This window comes from Vibrio ponticus, from assembly GCF_009938225.1.
Classification (GTDB): Bacteria; Pseudomonadota; Gammaproteobacteria; order Enterobacterales; family Vibrionaceae; genus Vibrio; species Vibrio ponticus.
The window spans coordinates 1,509,771-1,531,157 of the sequence record NZ_AP019657.1; the positions used below are offsets into that span (position 1 = coordinate 1,509,771).

Here is a 21,387-nt window from a genome sequence, read left to right on the forward strand (position 1 = left end):
AAACACTCTCTATGCTTCCAATAGTTCGAAGAAGTTAAACGACTTAAATTCCCCTTGGTTGGCAGGGAAATCATCAATCGCAAGCAAAAAGTCACCACTATCTGGTTTAGTAACTAAACACCAAAGGTTGGCGACACCGGCATAGAAGTCACCATAAGGCGCTGAAAATTTTTCTTCAGGATAATACGCACTAATTGTCGCCAATATATTGTTAGTGTATGAAGGTGAGTTGGCTGCGCGCTCTTGACGAGTATATGGATCATAGCGATCGCACATTATTTCCTTCGCTATCTCGAGATCAATCTTTCCGTAATGTTGGTGAAGTAACTGATCGTAACGTTCAAAACGACTTGGGGCTGGTACGACAAAATTATACGGCGCCTTCAAACTGGTGAGATAGTCGCCTACAGATGACACGTCGTCGAGTTCATAAACGAGCTGCTGGTCCTGCACATAGTTGTAACCAGAATAGCCCATGTAACCTGGATAGCAAATCGAATGATTCGCTTGCCACAAACTCTCGGTATTCATTAATGGATAACGTTCTGTAGTCACTTTTGCGGAACACTCGATAACCGCAGCTTGTTTGTTTTTTGCATCCGCACAATGATACGCGATGCCGGTGCGACGAGGGTTGCTTCTAAACTCTTCTAGTGCCGACGACAAATCATGCCCATTCAACAGAGCAAGCCGGGTCAAAACCCCTAAACCATAACCCGCCATAGTTTCGTGGATCGATGCGTCATACTGCGTCATGACACTAATACCTTTGGCATTAAATCCGCCATCAAAACCAACCATCCCCGGGAAAGCTAAATAAAGGTGAGCAATACCCTCTTTGGGCGCACAAACGAACATATAACGATGTTCGAGTTGACCGGGTAAGTTTAGATTATCTTCATTTTTACAAAAGATCATTGAACCGTTTCCGCCTACTTGTTTACCCCAAGCAGAAAAACTACTGCAACCAGCACCCGCTAATATTCTGGTGCCTGGTCCATGTTCATGAAACTGACCTTTTGTCTCTGGGTCATCCACATTCCAAAAGTGAGGGTGAGCATAAATGCACCATTGATCATACATCGTATTCCAAGTGCGAATTTGCTCTAACGTCGTGGGATAGCCAGCTGCTGTTGCTCCATCCGCAATGCCTTGCATTTCAGACAAAAGACAATCAGGTACAAATTTTTCAGCGACAGCTGCGCCAGAAAGATATTTTTGCCACGCATCTTCCCAGGAAGAATGGAGCGTCTTAGCTATCACAGCCACAGCAGCAGGCATAGTTTGATTCAACATAACTGAAATGGGTTCAGCCAACAAATAGCCATGTTGGTAACCCATTTCATAATGAGTACCTGCTAAACGGACAATTTTGATGCCCTGTTGCTCTCGAAGAGACGCTGAATTCAGGTAGTTATCCATAACAATTGTTAATGCCTGTTTAAAGAATTGATAAAAGTATTTGTAATTAAATCAAACAACTTTGTCCACTTTGCCAAGGTAGCAATCGGTATAAGCGTGATGTGAGACAACTTTCCTATTAGGTCGCGTGTATATTGCATCGATTTCATAAAATAGCAGATGCAATATTCGACGAAAGTTTTATGTGCCACATCAGGCACTATCATGACGTGGGGATTTGGGGAAATAACAATAAATAAATCTATAAGGCGGGGAAAAACATCGCAAAATCAGGGGGATTAAAAAGGGCTCAGCCACTCATTGAGCCCTCTTAAGTGGTCCACTTAGCTAGCTTGCTCAACTAAGTCAGTTTGACTCTCTCGATTCTCTTTAACCACAAAGTATGAAATTAATACCAAAGAACTTACTGCTAAAGTTAATGAAACATAAAATGCGCTGTAGTAGTTAAACATTTCTCCGACAAAACCAATGCTGAGGCTAGAGATCAACATAGATACCTGGAGTAAACTCGAAAATAGCGTCGAAGCCGTTCCGAGCCTATCGCGCATCATATCTTGCAACGCCACCATACCCAGCGTTGCAGTTAAACCGATGAACACACCATTTAATAACTGGATGCTAAGTAATTGCCAGAACTCAGTGACATTTAACATCGCAACAAAGAACAGACAACCGCACACCAAAGACAACGCGAGTAATTTCATCGTACCGAAACGAGCTGCTAACCGACCAGCTTTAAGCATGAATGGGATCTCACATAACGCCGCCATACCGAACATATAACCGACCCAACTCGCTGCTACTTTAAGCTCTTGTGAGAGGTAGAGCGGCATGGTGATAACATAAAGGTTATTGGCGCTGAACATAAAAACCAGAGCAACACAGAAGAGAGCGACAATAAAACCAACCGGACCTTGCTTGTTATCTTGCTGTTTTTCTTCATTTGCAATCACACTACTCGGTAGATAGCGCATTCCAAGCAGCACTGAAATTAAAGTGGCGCCGCCCGCTGCTAAGAAGGACGCGCTAAATCCAAATGAGCCTTTTAATATAAAGGCGATTGGGGGACCAACAACCCAAGCGATAGCAATACCGGCACGCATCACCGACAAAAACGTCGTGCTATCCTCAATGTGCTCATCCGCATACTCACGTCCTAGCGCAAACAGTTGACCAAACCCTGCCCCACTCAACGCACCAAAAACCATCGAGAAGGCAACTGCCCAGTAGTAATCGCGAATGAAGCTAAAACCAACCACTGTGATGAGGTAACAACTCAAGGCAAACAACAGAATATTTTTACGATTCCAACCATTATCTGACTTCGCTGCTATGATTTGTGAAACTGAAACCGACGATACAATCGACAAAATCATATAAACGCTTAACATCGCCGGACTGGCACCCAAGGCTTCGATGATAAATAGACTCGAAAGTGGGTAAAAAAACGAACCACTAATCCCTGTAGCAAAAGCCATCAACAGGAAGATCAATGCCTCTTTGGTCTTGAACATAACTCTCTCCTAACCTTTATATTCATGCGCAGCTTTTCTTGATGGTGCACATAAATCGCATCCAATTCGCTTTTGAATGCTTTGATATTGTACGCAGGCAGTTTAATAATAATTTTCAAGAACCTAGTAATGACTATCCACCAACAAGTAATACAATTCCTTCATATTAATCCATTTAATTGACTGAATAGAGCAAACCTCATAGAGTAAATTCTCTTCATGCTAAGGAGTTAGGAATGAAGCCAACCATTGAAAATGTACTCAATGAAAACAACTTTAACTGGAAGGTGAAGGAGTACCACTGCCGAGTTAAAAAAGAGGAATTCACTTGCTCGTGGCACTACCACACCGAATATGAATTGGTACTCTATCGAGATCAAAATGGCGTATTTAAAGGTCGGTATTTTGCCGGGGATGGCATTGGCGAAATCACCCATAACAGTTTGTTGCTGTATGGACCAGGTCTGCCTCATATGTTGATAGGCAATATAGATGGTGATATTGAGCGTGGTCACCATTCATTAATCTTTTGGTTTCGCCACCAATGGGTTGAGTCACTGATTGAAACCTTTCCTGAACTGAAGAACCTCACACGCTTACTTCAACGAGCTTCATACGGCTTGCAGTTCAGCCAAGAAACCGCTGAATATGTCCATCAACTGCTGAGTGATATTGAGCGTCATGAACCTCATCACCAATTTCTTCGGGTGCTACAAGCACTGTGTGCATTAGCAGATGATGAGACCTCAAGTAAATTGTCGCTGCATGCTTACGGTTTACACAACGCCAACATGGATGATGAGTCGACGCGTCGCGTCGAGATGGCACGTCAGTTTATTGAGCAGAACTACGCAAAGCAGATCAAGATTGATGATTTATGCCAAACGCTTCATATCAGTGAAAGTTCCGCTTATCGATTATTTGAACGCCATTTTGTTGAAAGCTTTTCTGAGCATCTCAAACGTTTCCGCATTGGTAAAGCGTGCGAGATGCTCGTCAATACCCCACTCTCAGTCGCGATTATCGCCGAGCAAGCAGGGTTTAATAACATCTCAAACTTTAATCGCCAATTTAAGTCACTTAAAGGGATGACACCTTCAGACTTTCGCTCGCAATTCGACTGACCACTGCCCACGGAGGAAGCTCTGTTTTAACGGCAGTTTAAAGGACAGTCACAATAAAAGCGCTTAATAGAGCGCTTAACAGGACAGTCGACATAAATGCCTTCTAGGTGCCTTCTAGGGACAGTCACTACTAAATTGGAGGACAGTCACGACTAAATTGTTTGCTAAAGCGCTTGGCTATCGTGAATCACTAAGATGCGACCATCTGTGTAATACTCGTGATCCTCGTCTAAAACCACGGGGGCACTGAGTGCGGCGAGTTCAACTCGATGATCAACGAAATGATTACTCACTTGTTGCGCCAACTTATCTCGCTCTTGGTCGACATTAGGGTCGACGCTATGCAGCACCGTGACAATCCCTGAGTACGGCGTTAACTGTAAGCCGTCATCATAACTTAGCGCGCCGAGCCACAGTGGTTGCTGGGTAGAAGAATCCACTCCGGCTTGCCACCAGCGGATATGGCTACGACGCATTAGATCGCCCGGTAACTGAAACGCCATCTCTTGCGGCTGATTATTCCAAAACAGATCGGAAACCGGCGGTGTTTTGTTCTGCAACAAGCGAATATAATCTTTCAGCTCAATATCATTACGTGAAAAGGTTTGGTTCTCAATCCAACCCAGTTGCAGCATAAACTCTCTTGGATTTTCGCCAATAAACATCACATTCATCGCCTGCGCATCAAAAATGTTTGATACACCTGGGTACACTTTGTAAGCCAGATCGCTTACCTCTACGATCTTGGTCGAGCCACTTTGTGGAGACTCCTTTGCGAAATCATCTGAATAGAAAAAAAAGTGACTGTAGTTCGCCCACAACATCAAGGCAAAGAACACCGCGGAGAACTTAGTAAACAACAAACGCCAGCGAAGCTTACGTCCAACATAGAGAAATATCAGGCTGACTATGATTGCCAGCAAAGTGTACTGATGTTCAACCAAGACTAATTTGACTTGATTTAACAGTGGAAATTGCTCAAGACCATAAGCGAGTAAATACCCCCACATTACAAACTGCCCAACACCAAGTATTAAACCGACCGTGCTAAATACAGCAAAACGCGACCAAGTCACCTTATTGGTACCAGCAATAAACGGCACCACCCAAGCAACCGGACCAAGTAAACGCGCAAACGCCAACACGTAGTTTCCTTTCTTATACATAAGGTGGCGACAACGAGCGATTGGGCGACGCGTTTTCGGTTGCCATTTCACTAGTTTCTTTTGCGCAGGTAGTCCGACATAACGTCCAATCCAATAGCTAGCATGATCACCAATCAACCCACCTAGCAGCACTGCCAGTACGCCCGTCCATAAGCCTTGTTGCAGTTGATAACCCGCCGCAAGCAAAAATGGCTCGCCAGGTACAAACAAGTTTGGACCAATAAGGGCATCAAGCAATGCCCCTATAAACAGACTCATCCCATCAAACATTTACTGCCCCGACAACGATTATTGTTCTTTGTAGTGACCGAATTTGTATTCCATTTCGTTATTGCGCATCTCGCCAAAGAAAAAGCGGCGCACATTAGCTTTGAGATAGGTTGCCCCCATTTTGAAAACACCATCTTGATCTAAACGGCGAGGGTCAAAGCCGAAAGTCAGTTTTAGGAAGCGAAAACGCCAGGTCTTACTTGCACGTTTCACATAATCGCAATCTTCACAGAGCGTGATTGCCAAATCGAACCCGCCAATCTCATTGTGAACACGTTTGGTAGAAAAGATGCAGGCGCCTACCGCGGTAGGGAAAGTATACTGAGTAATAAACAGACCTAGGTTGAACAACCCGTAACCCAGTTTGTGAACCAAAGGTAAGTTCTTCGCCCCCATGTACACACCCGCAACCTCGAGCTGCTGCTCCTCTAACTGGCTAATTGCATTGGCTAGAAAGTTGCCCTCTAGGCGAACATCGGCATCTAGGAATAGAATACGTTCATATTGCGCCATCGCCGCACCAGTATTGCGACCTAGGCTAACGCCGCGAGTCTCCATTTTATGGATAGTTAATTTCGGTAATGATGCTTCAAACGCGGCTGCGACTTGGCGAGTATTATCTTCGCTGTTCGAATCCACTAAAATCACTTCGAACTCTTGGTGAGTCTGTTTACTTAAGTCGTTCAGTAAACGTCCAATACGCTTTTCTTCATTAAGAGTGATCACTACAATACTTACTGGTCCCATCTTATTTTTCCTCTTGGTGATGGCTGATTATGGGACTAGCTTATCGCTGCCTAACTTAACCCATCGTGAGTTATCCGTTCAGATACGGTTCATCTTTGCAGTATTTTGTATTGCAAAAAGAATTTACGATGCCGTACAAACGAAGGCGGCGCTTTTTCCGGCAGTTAAATGGATTGAGTGAAGATAATATAACCACTTGTGAAATAAGTGCCTTTTATCGTCTATAAACTGGGCTGACGAAAGGCAAAGGTATTGCTCTTGGAGGTAGAGAGTGATAGTATCCGCGCTCGCTGTTGGAGTAACTACCAATTACTCATCAGCGTTTAGCACGATATGAGGTCGCATCGTATCGTGGAATCAATACTTATTTTACGAGAGTAATACTATGAAATTTGAAGCAGTAGTACGTACTGAACTAGGTAAAGGTGCGAGCCGCCGCCTACGTCACGCTGGTAAATTCCCTGCTATCGTTTACGGTGGTTCTGAAGCTCCAGTATCAATCGTTCTTAACCACAACGACATCGTTAACCAAATGGACAAGCCTGAATTCTACGAAGGTATCGTTCTAGTTATCGACGGTGCTGAAGTTAAAGTTAAGCCACAAGACGTTCAACGTCACGCTTACAAGCCAAAAGTTGAGCACATGGACTTCATCCGCATCTAATTCCTTTATTAGGAATTAATCGGAGATAATCCAGACCTTTTGCATAAAGATTATCGGACTTACCAACCGAGATATCTAAAAAATTCGAAACCCCAGAGATTTACCACCTCTGGGGTTTCACCGTTTTTGGCGTATAAAAACTTTATCTACTCACTGCATCCAATGCGTCGATGCATCTAACAAGTACCCTTCCCTCTTTAATTGGACTCACATTAAAGGGATTAACAAGCCGTGATTAATGGACTGCTTGGCTGCGTAACTTTGCAAAGTGCTTAGGATAATTGTTGCGGATATGGCGTTGCTGCTCAACCATATCTTTAAATGACGGTCCCTGATGAAGCTCCAAAATGACTTCATTATCATCAAAGCGCAATATCTGCCCTTTTACTTTAATTTGATTCTCGATGCCTAAACTCAGCGTACCGGTGAGTGTCAAACCTCGATACAAACTGGCAAGATTGTTCATGATAATGCGAATCCCCTTTTCTGAGATTTCACTCACATGAAACAACTGCTCATCGATACTGACGACAGGCATAGCGCGGCGTGGGTATTTCAATCGATAATACCGGCGTTTCTGCACATAATCGTTCATTTAATACTTCCTTGTTACTTACTATTTGTTACTCGTAGTGAGTTGGTATTATAACTATCGGCTATTAGAAACCAAACTTTAGCGTTGATTTAACAATGGTTTATCAGATTTAAGATGGGAAGAGCGATTAACAAAAGAAATCTTCTCTTTGCGCAAAAATCTATTGCTGTACATAAACTGAGTTACTCATAAAATTGCCACCTGTTCCCTATCTTCCAGTCTAACAATAATGAATGATCTTCGCTTTGGTAATGCCATGGCAGCCTTGTCTTTTGCACTATGGGGCATGCTACCGCTTTACTATCAATTCTTGCCGAATGCTGCAATGGACGAACTGCTCGCTTTTCGCATTATGGCATCTGTGCCTTTCGCCGCTCTGATGGTGATTTTTCTACAAAAGAAAACCATCCGCCTAAAAACAATCATAGCCGACAAACGCTCATTTAAGATGGCATTTGTTGCCAGCTGTTTAATGTGTGTCTCTTGGACCGCTTTTACTTGGGCTATGACCAATGATCGCGTGATGGACGCTAGTTTAGGCTTTTTCATTAGCCCGCTAACCATGGCGGCGTTAGGCGTATTTCTGCTGGGTGAGCGCCTTAGTTTAGGCAAAAAAATCGCTTTATTACTGGCAGGCACAGGCTTGCTCTATCAAGTGATGCAATATGGTCAAGTGCCTTACATCGCTTTAAGTATGGCGGTTTTCTTTACGCTCTATGGCTACTTCAAAAAGAAAATCAATTACGACTGGGCAACCTGTCTATTTGTTGAGGTGCTGGTATTAACGCCTTTCGCTTTAGCCTATCTAATTTTTAAGCAAACAACTGTTGGCGCGGTCTCTTTAGAGTCTGGGTGGCAAACCCTAATGCTTTATATTGGTTCAGGTCCGGTAACATTAGCCCCGTTGATCTTTTACTCCATGGCTATTCGCTTAACTACCATGTCGAATGTGGCGTTAATGCAATACATTGAACCTAGTTTGCAGTTCCTATTGGCAGTATTTGTCTTTGGCGAGCTATTTGATGAAGTGAAGCTGGTCAGTTTCAGTCTTATTTGGGCAGGCTTGCTGTTTACGATCATCGAGAGTTTCGGCAAACGACGTCCACTAGCTAAACCTTAACTGCCCTGACTGACTTCGTTTTACTCAATGCTTAACGACCAAAGCCCTAACTGTCCAAACGTTAGGGCTTGTTGTTTAGCGAATAACAAGCATTCTCCGATCGCTCTGAGCTTAATGCTCGCGCCCTGACGGGTTAACTCCGAATTCGACTTGTTGGTAAATATCTGCCAATTTCTTTGGCGTTTTATTAACGGCTTTACGCTTAGCCTTGATGGTCATGAATGATGATTGTTCTTGCAGCGCTTTCTGGTGCGCTTTCGCTGACTTAAGATATTCCTGATTCGCCATCGCTTGTTGGCGTGCACGATTTACGCGTTCTAGTGTGTCCCACAACATACTCCACCTCCATTTACTGTTCATACATACAGCATAATCACTGAAAGTATATTGTCAAGAAAATACTGTATATTAAAACAGGTAAAACTATTCCTATCCGACATCTCTATGTTTTGATCAGTCAAAAACTGTCTCAGAGACACTCAAAAGCCTGATAGAGTGCAGTGTTTCTTTTCGAGGCTGCCGAATAAAACTCGAACACAGACAGCTTGAAAGTGCATTTTGCAGAACAAACTTTTAACAGCGATCGATACTAGGTTTTTTCATTCGATATTATGTGCTGCAAATTAACAGCTTGATTTGCACTACAGTAATCGGCAGAAATAGATCTCATTTATGCTCGATGAGTGTGAATTTGATCGAATATCCTCGCCGACTCGATAGTTTCTTTCATTTCACATGGTAGTGTCTTTTATCAGTAATGGAATTAGTTCATAAGTTAAAATAAGAACTAACCAAAAGGCATTGGGTATCGCAGGGAGCTATGATAGATGCCAAGGAAGCAGAATGATTAACAAAGAGACGATGCTCTACAAAGCGATAAGCTCTGGTATTTTAATCAAGGTCGCTTACATCGCAGCAGTCGCATTAATTACTCATACCCTCATTACAGAACATGAGTTGGTAGGGCTCTCTTACGTCCTCTTTCCAATTGGCATGTTGTGCGCGCTATTCACAAAATCGACTCAACGTAAAAAACTGTTCGCATGCCTTTCATTTGCACACATACTTGTTGGCGGAATGATCGAACCACTAGAAATAGACGCCATTGAGAAATCGTTCCTACTTTTGCCGCTGTGCTATTTGATCCTATTTCCAGCAACGCTCTGGCCACTGGTTATTGCAATATTATTAGTCTCACACTACTTTCTTTCGGTGCCGACTGACGATTTACTCGAGATGGCAGACGACTCAGTTAAGCTGCTTTTAATCACGATCTTCGCCACCAGCATGACTTACTATAAGATCAAGTCCGACAAGCAGTTAAACAAATATCGTGATGACAGTTTGAGTGACTTTCTCACCAAATTGCCAAACCGACGCGCTTTTTATCAATACATCGCTAAAAATGCTGACTGTAGTATTGGTAATAAAGACTTTGTGTTACTTAAGATCGACATCGACAATTTCAAAGATGCCAACGATTCTTTTGGTCCAGAACAAGCAGATGTACTACTTAGGTTTATCGCAACCAGACTCAAACAAGTCACCATCAACAAAGCCGAGCTATTTCGCTTAGAAGGTGACGAATTTATTATCGTCGTCAGTGAGAAGGCTGATATCGAACAACAGGTCAGTGGGCTCGTACGTGAGCTCTCTCGCCCCGAGCGTTTCCATTTTGAGTTAGATCGTGGCTTTTACCAAGTCACCTTCTCTATTGGTATTTCCTCACTTAAGAAAGCAACCAATAACCGCGACATTTGGCTCAAGAATGTCGATATCGCGACTCTCAAAGCCAAGAGTACTGGCAAAAATAGAGTGCGTTGGTACGATGAATCACTGCTTGATGAAACCATACGTGCTCACCAAGTCGAAATTGAACTAGAACAGGCCATTCGCCTCAATCAGTTCGTCCTTCACTATCAACCTAAAGTATCAATACGTGATCAGAAAGTAAGAGGAGCAGAAGCGCTCATACGTTGGGAGCATCCCGACTTAGGCACAATCAGCCCATTTGAGTTTATTTCTGTTGCCGAAAAGACAAAGCAAATCATAATGATCGGTCGGTGGGTGATTAAAGAGGCATGTGAGCAAGCCAAACATTGGTATGATGAAGGCTCTTCAATACAGGTCTCCGTCAATGTATCAACAATACAATTTGCCCATGATGATCTGCTGACTTATATTCGCCACATACTAAGACGAACCGAATTACCACCTCATCTGTTGCAAATAGAGATCACGGAAACAACCTTGATGAAAGATACCGAGCGTGTCACTCGTATCTGTCAGCGATTACAAGATGAAGGGGTCACTATCGCGGTTGATGATTTTGGCATTGCCTACTCTTCACTTAACTATTTAAAGCAACTGCCTATCGATGTACTCAAAATCGATAAGTCTTTTGTTGATGATTGCGTGAGTGCACACCACGACCATATGCTGGTGAGAACCATTGTTCAGCTTGGACACAACATGGGTAAATGGGTCATCGCCGAAGGCGTAGAACATGAAGAACAGCGCCAACTATTGTCTCATGAAGGCTGTGATGATTATCAAGGCTACTTGTTCTCGAAACCATTATCAGCAAACGAATTTGGACATCGCTATGTCTCTCTACCCAAAGAACAACAAACTTTGGAGATACCGACAACAAAAGAAAAAACTGCTGAGTTTAAAGCGATTCTAGATTAGCCAACCAATATTCTGCTCGATCCAGTACTTGTTGTTGCTGGTCATCATCTAGCGCATCCCAAGAACGATATATCATACCAATTCGCGGATTGTTACCAATGAGCTCTCGGTTGGTGTGCATGAACCGCCAATATAGACTATTGAGAGGACAGGCACTCTCTTCGACTTTACCCTTCACGTTGTAATGACACGATTTGCAGTAGTCGCTCATCCGATTGACATAAGCGCCACTCGCCGCATAAGGCTTAGTGCCAACGATACCACCATCCGCAAACAGCGCCATTCCTCTGGTGTTGGGCATCTCCACCCACTCGATGGCATCGATATAAATGCCTAAATACCACGCATCCACCTGGTCGGGGTCAATTTCCGTAATCAAACAAAAGTTGCCGGTAATCATCAGGCGTTGAATATGATGAGCGTAAGCATACTTGAGTGATTGTTTAACCGCTTGGTGAACACAATTAAGTCGTGTGTCCCCTGTCCAGAAAAAGCTCGGCAACTTACGCTTCGCGTTGAGCGCATTGATGGTTTTGTAGTGAGGCATATTTGCCCAATAAACACCACGCACATACTCGCGCCAACCAAGGATCTGGCGAACAAATCCTTCTATTTGTGCAATGTCGATATCATCGCGTTGCTGATAGGTATTAACGGCTGTCGTAATCACTTCAAAAGGGCTAATCAGTTTACTGTTGAGTGCAAATGAAAGGCGGCTGTGATAAAGACTCCAAGCGCTATCATGCTGATCTGTCATCGCATCTTGAAATGAACCAAAATTGGGCAAACAACGTTGGCAAAAGAACGCTAGTAAATTCAAACTTTGACTTCGAGTCACCGGCCAAAGCAGTTGTTCGTTCAACTCACCAATAGTCGTAACATGATGACGCTCGATACGTTGCTTGATGTGCCTTATATCGTTACTAAACATCAATGGTGCTGGCAGTTGCTCAAGGTCCTTTTGTTTCAGCGGTTTTCTATTGCGTGCGTCAAAGTTCCATTTACCACCTTGTGGCTTCCCCGCTTCCATTAAGATGTCATATCGCTTGCGCATCCCACGATAGAAATGTTCCATCAACACGTGCTTACCAACCGGAAATGCCTGCTCTATTTCCTCAAACGGTAATAAAAAATGCTCACTGTCGACACAAGATGTTTCGCATGACCACTGGTGGTAAGCTAATTGTTGCGCCAAACGGTATTCGTCCGGGCGTTGATACTCAAATCGCTCAGCTTGATAATACCTAATCAAGTGTTCAATCAACGTAGGTAGTGAGTCAAACTCAGCGGTGTCATCCAGATCTAAATAATCCACATGATGACCTGATTGACGTAACTCAGTAGCAAAAGCTTCCATTGCGGCAAAAAATGTCGCCACCTTTTGACCATGATGTTTTACGTAGTCAGTCTCTTGCTTCAATTCAGCAATAACGTAGAGAACGCTCGGATCGAGTTCTTTAAACCAAGAGTGTTGATGGTTAAGCTGGTCACCCAGCACCAGTCTAATCGTTGCAATCTTCATCATCTACGCTCGTATTGGCCAATCGACCATATCAACGCTGTCTGTACCAAGGTCACTGTCGCCTTTCCAACAACGGACAAACTTCCCTTCCGGATCGTACAGCATTGCCTGCTTTGCCTGATCAAAACGTCTTGGCATATTGCTCGCCCCCACTCCTGCAATGTATTGCCAGTTCCCCCAATTAGAAGCGACATCGTAATCGATTAACTGAGTCTCAAAATAGGCTGCACCATAACGCCAATCAATACCCAACTCATGGATAAGGCAACTCGCCACCAATTGGCGACCTCGATTCGACATGTAACCAGTTTGATTAAGTTGTTTCATGCAGGCATTTACTAGAGGAAACGCCGTTGCTCCTATTTTCCATTGTTTGAAACGCTGAGGGTAGAATGTAGCAAGTGACGCTTTACCTTTTACCCCGGAAAAACGAAATAGCTTTTTGCCATACTTAAGCGCGTACCAATGAAAATACTCACGCCACAGTAACTCAAAGTAAATCCAGTAGGTCGACTCATTGCTGCCATTTCGTTTCTCGTATTGAGTCAGCATTTCCATCACTTGCCTTACCGAAATCGAACCGTTCGCCAGCCAAGGAGAGAATTTAGTTGAGTACTCTTTTCCATCAAGTTCATTGCGCGTTTGCTTGTAATTACTGGCAAAAGATGTCGAGAAATAGCACATAGCGTGAGCTAATGCGAAAGACTCTCCCCCGATAAACAGGTCCTCGCTACTTATCACTAAGCCAGGTAATACTGTGGCATTAAGGGTATGCTTTGCAGGGCGAGGTAGTTGGAAAATTTCAGAGCTCACTTGGCTGGGAACAATAGTCTCAACTTGTTTGCGAAATTTAGTGAAGGAGCTCGGTAGCTCTTCGAGAGCAAAGGGCAAATCGGATTGTTGAAACAGCGTGCTTTGTTGGAGTTGAGTGATTTTAACCCGAGGAAAATAGGCTCGAATATGTTCGATAACCAGCTGTTCATCACTAGAGACAAAGTCTTGGCAATAAAGATGCGTGATTGCGTCCTCTGAGCACAAGTGCGACAACGCACTAAAGGGATGTGCATCAACGACAACAAGGTGTTGCCCATACTCCGCTAAACTTTCATCTAAACCGTTTAATGTTTGGATTAGAAAGCGTTGCCGTGCGTCACCAAATTTTGATTCACTGGTGAAATGTTGCAGATATTCAGAGAAAGGAGGGAGGCAGAACAAGCAAATGAGTTTATCGACTTCTCGAGCCGCTCTGTCTAGCAAAGCATTGTCGTTCAATCGTAAGTCGTTGGTAAACCAATACACTCCAATCTTTTCTTTGCGCATGTCGCCCCCACTGAGTGTTGTTTGTCTACCCAATGGTTACGCAAGAAGCGGTTACACAGTTCAATCCTATTATCGAAAATGCATTATGTCTCAATCATTAGCATTCTCTTAGTCACTAATCTGAGCTTTCAAGCTCATCCGTAAATCGAGCGAGCTGCTTGCACGCAATACAGCAAAAAGGGAGCCGAAGCTCCCTTTCACTTAGTAAAATTATATTATTGAAGGTAGGCGTTTAGCATCCACATCAATTTTTCTTGTTCACGGATGTAATCACCCATCAGAGCCGCAGTACCTTCGTCTTCAGCTTCGCCTGCTTGCTCTAAGATTGCACGCTGTTTCAGAATTAATAGGCTAAAGCCATTGACGAGACCTTGTACACATTCTTGACCTTGGCTAACGTTTACATGCTCTTTCAGCTCGCTAATTTCTAGGTAACGAGTAAAGCTGTGGTCTGGCGTATGACCTAAAGTCAAAATACGCTCTGCAAGCTCATCAATTTTGGTTTGTAAGTCAGTGTAGATCTCTTCGAATTTTACATGCAGTTCAAAGAATTGCTGACCTTTGATATTCCAATGGTAGCCACGAGTATTCATGTAAAGCACTTGGTAGTGCGCTAGCAGTTGGTTAAGTTGCTCAGACAATTGAGCTGTTTTTTCACTGTTTAGACCAATTAAAGTAGATTGATTAGACATTCTGATTCTCCTAACTCGACTTGGCAGTGATAGTGTTCTGCCGTTCTGTTCTGTTTCTATGGAGCTAGAATATCCCTTTTAATCTTAGGGGTAAAAATGCTTAAAACTATACTAGTGATTGGTAAAAACGATTATACCCAGACACGATAAAGTGCTGGGTATATATAATGCCGGCTTACAGTCTTCTGCTTTGATTCTGATTGCCGCTATTGCGCGATATAATAGCGTAGAGGAATCATTATCCATTCCGATTACGCTTGATGAAATTAGTTAGATTTCTCAAAGCCTGTAATATCTAGCTCTACTGCTTCACCAAGCCAGTAGACGTAGTCAGTGTGATCGAGGTAGTCATCACCAGTTACTGCATGAACTAACACTGAATGACCATTGCGATGCGCTTCTAGCCACTCGATTAGGGTGTCAAACTGCTGATGGTTAAAGTCTATTTCAAAGCTCCATTTGGTGTGTGGTCCCACCAGCCTTTGATTAAATCGCCCGACAAATAGTCCGAGTTGCTGAGAAATTTGCTCGCGGATTTCGGCGGCATAGTCGCTGCTGTGTTGATCGAAATAAAAATGCGCATGGTAATCTTGATGGCGATTTACTGGGAATGACATAACTGAACTTTCTTTTAATCTTAATTTGTTCGAAATTTTAACAGCAAAGAAAGAGCGGATCAGTTGTGCTTACATTCCTTACATTTGTGTGAGCTAACTCTACGATCCGCTTCTCTGTTCGCGTTTACTCGTTACCGGGAAATTGCGTCTCTCAAGAGACCATTCTTGAAGCCATTACGTTAGTCAGAAGCGTCGCACCAGAAAACATTGTTCGTTTGGGGTTCACTTTACGAGGTCGTCGTCACCAATATAAACGTATGGCGAACCGCAGTTAAACACCTTATTGAATTAGGCAAATTGTGCTAATTCAACTTACCTAGTCCTCCTGAAATAGGATTTGCCCCTTGCCTCGCTTGGGGCCTTTTTCATCAATAGAACACTGGATGACCACCGTTTAAATCAAACCACAGACCAGCTAAATCATGCCCCGCTCGACCGCATATTTGGCAAGCTCTGCGGTACTGCTCAATTCCAGCTTGTGCTTGATGTTCTGCCGATGTGTCTCCACGGTGCGATAGCTAATTTCAAGTTCTGAGGCGATCTTCTTACTGCTGTATCCCTGCGCAACTAATTTTAATACCGATTCTTCACGACGACTTAACGGATTCGGCTTATCCGCTACGGCAACATCACCTTGGGAAAATAACGTTTGAGTGACAGATTCACAAAAATAGGTCGACCCTTGATAGACCGTTTTGATTGCTTGAACCATTTTCTCCGCCGAGATTTCCTTGAGCATATAACCGACGGCTCCGGACTGCATGACCTTCATAATGTATTCACGATTATCGTGCATAGTCAGCATTAGAACTTTCACCTGCGGGCACTCTTCTTTGATCAAACGCGTCGCATCAATGCCATTCATCAATGGCATGCTCACGTCCATCAATACCACATCAGGATTGAGAGACTTAACAACATCAATTGCTTCAAGACCATTACTTGCTGTGCCTATCACCTTAAAATCCGTCTCTAGGCTGAGTCTCGCAATAAAACCATCAAGTACCACTTGGTGATCGTCAACAATAACCACTTTGATCGGTTTATCCATAAACTAACTCTTCCAATTCAAGTAATACGGTAATCTCCGTACCGAAACCCGGCTCACTCTCTAGCTCAAAATCTCCGCCAATGAACTCCACTCGCTCACGCATGTTTCGTAGCCCTATTCCGGTACCACTCTTACGCAGAGTTGAGCCAACGTCAAACCCTACGCCATTATCACGAATAATCAACTGGAGACGACTACCAAGTTGCTGAAGAATGACATTCACCTCTGTCGCTTGAGAATGTTTTTCAATATTGGTCAATGATTCTTGAGCAACTCGATATAACGTCGTCGCTACTTCAGATTTTAGCTTACCTCTATTGGTATCAAATACGGTATCGATATTCAGTCCAGAATGAGCACGAAAATCTTGTAGTAGTGTGTTCAATGCCGCCTCTAAACCAATATCATCCAATGCGCTCGGGCGTAATTTGTGCGAGATATGCCTCACTTCATTAATCGCCATCATCAGCGATTGTTGCGAATGTGCCAGATGCTGCTTTTGAGTTTCATCCACCAGCTTGTTACCGAGTAACTCTAAATGGCACTTGCTCGAAACCAGCAACTGATTAATCCCATCATGCAACTCTCTAGCCAGATGTTTCTTCTCATCTTCCTGAAACATGACTGTCTTATGTGCTAGCTCTTTCAGGCTACGGTCTGCAATTCGGTGTTCATGAAGATTAATTGCCAGTGTTACCACCACTATCACTCCGACCGTTACCACCACAATCACGATCATCGAGAAGAACGTGGTTTCGATATTTTGGTCTACTTCACTTTTTAGGTTCGCCACCTCTTCACTGATATCTTCAATATAGAGCCCAGTGCCAACCATCCAGTTCCATTTGTCGAGCCAAGCGGCGTAGCTCAACTTGGTTACGGTTTCGCCAGTCGAAGGCTTCTGCCATAGGTACTGATGAAAACCGCCACCTCTTTGGGCTTGATTCAACAACGCTACAATCAAGAAATCGCCGTTTTTATCTTGAATATCAATTAAATTCCGCCCTTGCAACTCAGGCAGAATGGGATGAACTAGGTTGGTGCCATCTTGATCATAAACGAAAAAATAACCATCTGTCCCATAACGCAGCTTCTCAATAATCGCTTTTACCTGCTGTTTGGCAACGTTCTCTGGTAAGTCAGGATCGTTATAGACGTGCTTAATTGAATCGAGAGCCAAATCAACACTATCACGCAGTGCGGTCTCTTTTGATTTGATCAGACTTGAACGAAAGATCTCAACTTCTTTATCACGAAGTGTTTGCGCCTGATAGACGGATATCCAACTAGTACTGACCGTTACCAACAATAACGGTAACAAACTCAGTAGAATAAGCTTAACCTTTAGAGGCATTCCCTTTCCCCTATACAACATAAAAAAGAACGGCTTACTAAAGTAAGCCGTTCAAATGTATCATTTACATCAACGTAACAAAAATTACATGATCACATTCCGTAGAGTCCAGGGAAGACCAAAATACTGGCTAATACCGCTATCTGTATTGCGATAAACGGCATCACTCCACGATAGATATCACGCGTCGTCACTCCTGAAGGTGCCACACCTTTCAAATAGAACAAGCTAAAGCCAAATGGAGGGGTCAGGAAGGAGGTCTGTAAGTTCATTGCAACAAGAATCGCAAACCAAGTCATGTTAATACCCATTAGCTCAGCAACCGGAGCCAAGATTGGTACGATGATGAAACAAATCTCGACGAAATCAATAAAGAAGCCAAGGATTAAAATGACGAGCATTGTAATGATCAAGAAGCCCCACTTCTCACCCGGAATTTGCAGCATCCACTGCTCAACCAAATGATCACCACCGGTATAGGTAAACGCCATTGAGAATGCAGTTGCACCCAACAAGATAGCAAATACCATTGCTGTCACTTTCACTGTTTCTTTAGCGGCATCATATACCATGCCCCAGCTAAATTGACGATAAAGTAGAGCCAACACGATAGCACCGGCACCACCCAACGCGGCTGACTCTGTCGGTGTTGCAACACCAGCAAAAATAGAGCCTAACACGACAACAATCAGCGCCAGCGGCGGGATCACGGCTTTTAGCGCGGCAATCACTTCTTGTTGACGACTCACATTCTCATCGCGCTCAATCGGTTGAGCTGCCTCAGGGTTCATCTTGGCGTAGATAAGAATGTAAACAATATAAGCACCAACCAACACCAAACCTGGCCAAATTGCCGCTTGGAACAGATCACCAACAGGTACACCCAGTACATCACCCAGTAGGATAAGAACTATCGAAGGTGGAATAATTTGACCTAACGTGCCAGAAGCACAGATGGTGCCACACGCCAAACCTTTGTCATAATTGTACTTGAGCATAACTGGCAATGAGATAAGCCCCATGGCGACCACTGATGCGCCAACAACGCCCGTAGAGGCAGCTAACAGCGCCCCTACCAACACGGTAGAAATGGCGATACCACCACGCACACCACCAAATAACTTACCCATTGATTCAAGCAACTGTTCCGCTAGGCGAGTTTTCTGTAGAACCAAGCCCATAAATACAAAGAGCGGAACCGCCATCAACACGGTGTTTTCCATTATCGACTGAATTCGATATGGCATGAAAGCAAACATATCGAAGCCTTCTGCCCAAACACCAAAAATTAACGCGATACCACCAAAGGTAAACGCGACAGGAAACCCTAGCAACAACGCAAATAGGGCAACAAAAAACATTACAATACCGACCATGTGCTGCCTCCTACTTATCTGCGGCTTGGTGCATTAGGTGTGGATTAAAGATGCGGTTAAGCGAATGCAACATCAAACCAATACCGCTAATTGCCATAAATAGGAAAGATAAAGGAATCAGACCTTTAATAATCCAACGGTAAGGCAAACCGCCTGGGTCACCAGACATCTCATTTAAGGCATAACTCTCTTTGGCAAAGTCAATGCCATACCAAGCCACCAAAAGACAGAATGGGAAAAGGAAAACGATGGTACCGATCAAATCGATAATTGCTTGTGCTCGGTTAGATAGGCGCTCGTAAAACAGATCCACGCGTACGTGACCGCCTGCTTTAATCGCATAAGGAACGCCAATCAAAAATACGGCGGAAAATAGGTGCCATTCCATCTCTTGGAAGGCGATAGACACATCATTAAAGGCATAACGCATCACGACATCATAGACAACGTTACACAGTAACAGGATAAATAGAATGCTGGACAACCAACCTAATATATCCCCGAAACGATTGAACAACCGCTCTATATAAATAAGACTTCTCATCCCTAACTCCATGGAATTTAAAAAGTGCTCCACTCAGCCGAAGCTGGTGGAGCTATTATTTTAATAATAATTAAAGGGTTTTCTTGGGCTTCGTGTGACTAAGTCACATCATTTTTTAGTAGTGAACAGCTACTTATTCTGCTGCTTGGCTGTTTAGGTACGCACGGTGTGAAATATCAGACCAAGGGCGAACCTGACCGATGTATGCAGCTTGAGACTCTTGAATCTTCTTCGCTAACTCATCCTTTGCAGCATGGTCAGCAAGAAGACGCTCATTGGCTTCTTCTAGAGCTGTGATAACTTCAGCTGGGAAATCTTTTACTTCTACGTTCGGGTACTCTGACTTAATTGACGCCCAGTTCTTACCACTCTCGTGCTTAGATTGAGTGTACATGTCGTAAGCCGCTGTCTTCATTGCAACTTCTAGGATCGCTTGTAGATCAGCAGGTAGGCTTTCCCAAGTGCGCTTATTCACTAGGAATTGAAGCTCTGTACCTGGCTCATGCCAACCCGTGTAGTAGTAAGGCGCAATTTTGTGGAAACCCATACGCAAATCAAGTGATGGACCTACCCACTCTAGAGCATCAATAGTACGACGCTCAAGTGATGTATATAGTTCACCTGGTGCAATATTGGTTGGTTTCGCACCTAGCTCGGCAAGGATTTCACCCGCAAAACCAGGGATACGCATTTTCAGACCTTGTAGGTCATCCACAGAGTTGATCTCTTTTTGGAACCAGCCACCCATTTGAGTATCAGTGTTACCACCAGGGAAAGAGAGTAGATTATGTGGCGCATAAACTTCTTCCATTAGCTCCATACCACCACCGTGATAGAACCATGCGTATTGTTCAGTCGGTAGCATACCGAATGGCATTGAAGTAAAGTATAGTGTGTTCGGTACTTTACCCTTCCAGTAGTAAGAAGCAGAGTGACCTAGGTCGTACTGACCTGACTTCACCATATCAAATACGCCAAGCGGAGCTTTGTGTTTGTTGGCAGAGTCAATTGTGATCACCAAGCGACCATCAGACATCTCTTCCGCCATTTTAGCCATGTTTTTTGTCGCATCGCCAAAGATTGGGAAGTTTGGTCCCCATGTTTCTGCAAGTTTTAGCTTATAAACTTTCTCAGGTTTTACTTCCTGCTGTGCAGTCTCTTGCTTGGACTCTTCACCACAGCCGACTAGCGCAATAGATGCCGCCAGTGTTGCAATACCTACTTTCAGTTTTCCATCTAAAAATGAATTTAATGCTCTCATTATCAGGTCCTTTGTTTCATGAGCGCCATTACGACACTTCCTATTCAGAATTAGCATGACTGATCAAAGAACAATAAAAAATCGGCGAGAACACTGAAAAATTTAACAGAAAGATAGCTAAATAAAGCCAACTGGTGCGTATTTATACGTAGGAAAAACGATAGCGCCATCACAAGGCATTGTTATATAGAAGTAATTTTCTAATTACCAACTCAAACAGAAGAAAGAATAATACGTACGTACAAGTCACATCAGCATATTACGGTTATTTTAAATTATGTGATGCAGACGTTTCTATTTTGTACAGCAATTAGCCAGATACAAAAAAAGACCCCAA

The 21,387-nt window shown here is 43.5% G+C and carries 19 protein-coding genes; 4 read left to right on the top strand and 15 right to left on the bottom strand.

Translation table 11 applies throughout. The features are described 5' to 3' along the window. Nucleotides 1–9: 9 nt before the first annotated feature. Nucleotides 10–1,422 carry a C45 family autoproteolytic acyltransferase/hydolase gene (locus GZN30_RS06615; RefSeq protein WP_075649100.1) on the bottom strand — a complete coding sequence of 471 codons (1,413 nt, stop codon included), beginning with the start codon at nucleotides 1,420–1,422 and terminating at the stop codon, nucleotides 10–12. 323 nt (nucleotides 1,423–1,745) lie between these two features. Continuing rightward, on the bottom strand, nucleotides 1,746–2,936 hold the full coding sequence (locus tag GZN30_RS06620; protein WP_075649101.1) for a sugar efflux transporter: 1,191 nt from the start codon (nucleotides 2,934–2,936) through the stop codon (nucleotides 1,746–1,748). Between the two features lie 236 nt (nucleotides 2,937–3,172). On the opposite strand from GZN30_RS06620, the gene GZN30_RS06625 reads away from it, so the two are divergent. After that, nucleotides 3,173–4,060 (top strand): helix-turn-helix domain-containing protein, encoded by an 888-nt coding sequence (locus GZN30_RS06625; protein ID WP_075649102.1) that lies wholly within the window; start codon nucleotides 3,173–3,175, stop codon nucleotides 4,058–4,060. A gap of 164 nt (nucleotides 4,061–4,224) precedes the next feature. On the opposite strand, the gene GZN30_RS06630 is transcribed toward GZN30_RS06625, so the two are convergent. Both GZN30_RS06630 and GZN30_RS06635 read right to left on the bottom strand, forming a co-directional pair. After that, nucleotides 4,225–5,496 (bottom strand): LssY C-terminal domain-containing protein, encoded by a 1,272-nt coding sequence (locus GZN30_RS06630; protein WP_075649103.1) that lies wholly within the window; start codon nucleotides 5,494–5,496, stop codon nucleotides 4,225–4,227. Nucleotides 5,497–5,514: 18 nt separating this feature from the next. Further along, the gene (locus tag GZN30_RS06635) at nucleotides 5,515–6,243 is read right to left on the bottom strand and encodes a glycosyltransferase family 2 protein (RefSeq protein ID WP_075649104.1); all 729 of its coding nucleotides are present in this window, start codon (nucleotides 6,241–6,243) and stop codon (nucleotides 5,515–5,517) included. 385 nt (nucleotides 6,244–6,628) lie between these two features. On the opposite strand from GZN30_RS06635, the gene rplY reads away from it, so the two are divergent. Further along, nucleotides 6,629–6,907, top strand: a complete 279-nt coding sequence (gene rplY / locus GZN30_RS06640) for a 50S ribosomal protein L25 (protein WP_075649105.1) — start codon at nucleotides 6,629–6,631, stop codon at nucleotides 6,905–6,907. Between the two features lie 235 nt (nucleotides 6,908–7,142). On the opposite strand, the gene GZN30_RS06645 is transcribed toward rplY, so the two are convergent. After that, complete coding sequence (locus GZN30_RS06645; protein ID WP_075649106.1) at nucleotides 7,143–7,502, bottom strand: PilZ domain-containing protein; 360 nt, start codon at nucleotides 7,500–7,502, stop codon at nucleotides 7,143–7,145. Between the two features lie 229 nt (nucleotides 7,503–7,731). On the opposite strand from GZN30_RS06645, the gene rarD reads away from it, so the two are divergent. After that, nucleotides 7,732–8,622 carry an EamA family transporter RarD gene (rarD, locus tag GZN30_RS06650; protein ID WP_075649107.1) on the top strand — a complete coding sequence of 297 codons (891 nt, stop codon included), beginning with the start codon at nucleotides 7,732–7,734 and terminating at the stop codon, nucleotides 8,620–8,622. A 111-nt stretch (nucleotides 8,623–8,733) separates the two neighbouring features. Here rarD and GZN30_RS06655 read toward each other — a convergent pair whose 3' ends face one another. Next, a complete protein-coding gene (locus GZN30_RS06655) occupies nucleotides 8,734–8,958 on the bottom strand; it encodes a hypothetical protein (protein ID WP_075649108.1) in 225 nt (74 codons plus the stop codon). A gap of 507 nt (nucleotides 8,959–9,465) precedes the next feature. Here GZN30_RS06655 and GZN30_RS06660 point away from each other — a divergent pair. Further along, a complete protein-coding gene (locus GZN30_RS06660) occupies nucleotides 9,466–11,313 on the top strand; it encodes a putative bifunctional diguanylate cyclase/phosphodiesterase (RefSeq protein ID WP_075649109.1) in 1,848 nt (615 codons plus the stop codon). On the opposite strand, the gene GZN30_RS06665 is transcribed toward GZN30_RS06660, so the two are convergent. The 9 genes from GZN30_RS06665 to GZN30_RS06705 all read right to left on the bottom strand — a co-directional run bounded on the left by GZN30_RS06665 (nucleotide 11,294) and on the right by GZN30_RS06705 (nucleotide 21,050). Continuing rightward, complete coding sequence (locus tag GZN30_RS06665) at nucleotides 11,294–12,835, bottom strand: cryptochrome/photolyase family protein (protein ID WP_075649123.1); 1,542 nt, start codon at nucleotides 12,833–12,835, stop codon at nucleotides 11,294–11,296. The genes GZN30_RS06660 and GZN30_RS06665 overlap by 20 nt on opposite strands. 3 nt (nucleotides 12,836–12,838) lie before the next feature. Then, nucleotides 12,839–14,155 carry a DASH family cryptochrome gene (locus GZN30_RS06670; protein ID WP_075649110.1) on the bottom strand — a complete coding sequence of 439 codons (1,317 nt, stop codon included), beginning with the start codon at nucleotides 14,153–14,155 and terminating at the stop codon, nucleotides 12,839–12,841. Between the two features lie 215 nt (nucleotides 14,156–14,370). After that, nucleotides 14,371–14,847, bottom strand: a complete 477-nt coding sequence (locus GZN30_RS06675; protein WP_075649111.1) for a Dps family protein — start codon at nucleotides 14,845–14,847, stop codon at nucleotides 14,371–14,373. A 266-nt stretch (nucleotides 14,848–15,113) separates the two neighbouring features. Further along, nucleotides 15,114–15,464, bottom strand: a complete 351-nt coding sequence (locus tag GZN30_RS06680) for a DOPA 4,5-dioxygenase family protein (protein WP_075649112.1) — start codon at nucleotides 15,462–15,464, stop codon at nucleotides 15,114–15,116. A 415-nt stretch (nucleotides 15,465–15,879) separates the two neighbouring features. After that, complete coding sequence (locus GZN30_RS06685; protein ID WP_075649113.1) at nucleotides 15,880–16,515, bottom strand: response regulator; 636 nt, start codon at nucleotides 16,513–16,515, stop codon at nucleotides 15,880–15,882. Then, complete coding sequence (locus GZN30_RS06690) at nucleotides 16,508–17,869, bottom strand: cache domain-containing protein (RefSeq protein WP_075649114.1); 1,362 nt, start codon at nucleotides 17,867–17,869, stop codon at nucleotides 16,508–16,510. The genes GZN30_RS06685 and GZN30_RS06690 overlap by 8 nt, the downstream gene beginning before the upstream one ends. A gap of 92 nt (nucleotides 17,870–17,961) precedes the next feature. Then, the gene (locus tag GZN30_RS06695) at nucleotides 17,962–19,245 is read right to left on the bottom strand and encodes a TRAP transporter large permease (protein ID WP_075649115.1); all 1,284 of its coding nucleotides are present in this window, start codon (nucleotides 19,243–19,245) and stop codon (nucleotides 17,962–17,964) included. Between the two features lie 10 nt (nucleotides 19,246–19,255). Then, nucleotides 19,256–19,789, bottom strand: coding sequence for a TRAP transporter small permease subunit (locus GZN30_RS06700; protein ID WP_075649116.1), 534 nt, complete (start codon nucleotides 19,787–19,789; stop codon nucleotides 19,256–19,258). 133 nt (nucleotides 19,790–19,922) lie between these two features. Further along, nucleotides 19,923–21,050 carry a TRAP transporter substrate-binding protein gene (locus tag GZN30_RS06705; RefSeq protein ID WP_075649117.1) on the bottom strand — a complete coding sequence of 376 codons (1,128 nt, stop codon included), beginning with the start codon at nucleotides 21,048–21,050 and terminating at the stop codon, nucleotides 19,923–19,925. Nucleotides 21,051–21,387 lie beyond the last annotated feature (337 nt).

What these genes read in the sequence shown, in the direction of transcription:
- GZN30_RS06630 (WP_075649103.1), bottom strand. Translation starts at nt 5,496, where the DNA reads ATGTTTGATGGGATGAGTCTGTTTATAGGGGCATTGCTTGATGCCCTT.
- GZN30_RS06695 (WP_075649115.1), bottom strand. Translation starts at nt 19,245, where the DNA reads ATGGTCGGTATTGTAATGTTTTTTGTTGCCCTATTTGCGTTGTTGCTA.
- GZN30_RS06615 (WP_075649100.1), bottom strand. Translation starts at nt 1,422, where the DNA reads ATGGATAACTACCTGAATTCAGCGTCTCTTCGAGAGCAACAGGGCATC.
- GZN30_RS06620 (WP_075649101.1), bottom strand. Translation starts at nt 2,936, where the DNA reads ATGTTCAAGACCAAAGAGGCATTGATCTTCCTGTTGATGGCTTTTGCT.
- GZN30_RS06690 (WP_075649114.1), bottom strand. Translation starts at nt 17,869, where the DNA reads ATGCCTCTAAAGGTTAAGCTTATTCTACTGAGTTTGTTACCGTTATTG.
- GZN30_RS06685 (WP_075649113.1), bottom strand. Translation starts at nt 16,515, where the DNA reads ATGGATAAACCGATCAAAGTGGTTATTGTTGACGATCACCAAGTGGTA.
- GZN30_RS06660 (WP_075649109.1), top strand. Translation starts at nt 9,466, where the DNA reads ATGATTAACAAAGAGACGATGCTCTACAAAGCGATAAGCTCTGGTATT.
- GZN30_RS06655 (WP_075649108.1), bottom strand. Translation starts at nt 8,958, where the DNA reads ATGTTGTGGGACACACTAGAACGCGTAAATCGTGCACGCCAACAAGCG.
- rplY (WP_075649105.1), top strand. Translation starts at nt 6,629, where the DNA reads ATGAAATTTGAAGCAGTAGTACGTACTGAACTAGGTAAAGGTGCGAGC.
- GZN30_RS06635 (WP_075649104.1), bottom strand. Translation starts at nt 6,243, where the DNA reads ATGGGACCAGTAAGTATTGTAGTGATCACTCTTAATGAAGAAAAGCGT.
- GZN30_RS06705 (WP_075649117.1), bottom strand. Translation starts at nt 21,050, where the DNA reads ATGAGAGCATTAAATTCATTTTTAGATGGAAAACTGAAAGTAGGTATT.
- GZN30_RS06670 (WP_075649110.1), bottom strand. Translation starts at nt 14,155, where the DNA reads ATGCGCAAAGAAAAGATTGGAGTGTATTGGTTTACCAACGACTTACGA.
- rarD (WP_075649107.1), top strand. Translation starts at nt 7,732, where the DNA reads ATGAATGATCTTCGCTTTGGTAATGCCATGGCAGCCTTGTCTTTTGCA.
- GZN30_RS06700 (WP_075649116.1), bottom strand. Translation starts at nt 19,789, where the DNA reads ATGAGAAGTCTTATTTATATAGAGCGGTTGTTCAATCGTTTCGGGGAT.
- GZN30_RS06645 (WP_075649106.1), bottom strand. Translation starts at nt 7,502, where the DNA reads ATGAACGATTATGTGCAGAAACGCCGGTATTATCGATTGAAATACCCA.
- GZN30_RS06675 (WP_075649111.1), bottom strand. Translation starts at nt 14,847, where the DNA reads ATGTCTAATCAATCTACTTTAATTGGTCTAAACAGTGAAAAAACAGCT.
- GZN30_RS06680 (WP_075649112.1), bottom strand. Translation starts at nt 15,464, where the DNA reads ATGTCATTCCCAGTAAATCGCCATCAAGATTACCATGCGCATTTTTAT.
- GZN30_RS06625 (WP_075649102.1), top strand. Translation starts at nt 3,173, where the DNA reads ATGAAGCCAACCATTGAAAATGTACTCAATGAAAACAACTTTAACTGG.
- GZN30_RS06665 (WP_075649123.1), bottom strand. Translation starts at nt 12,835, where the DNA reads ATGAAGATTGCAACGATTAGACTGGTGCTGGGTGACCAGCTTAACCAT.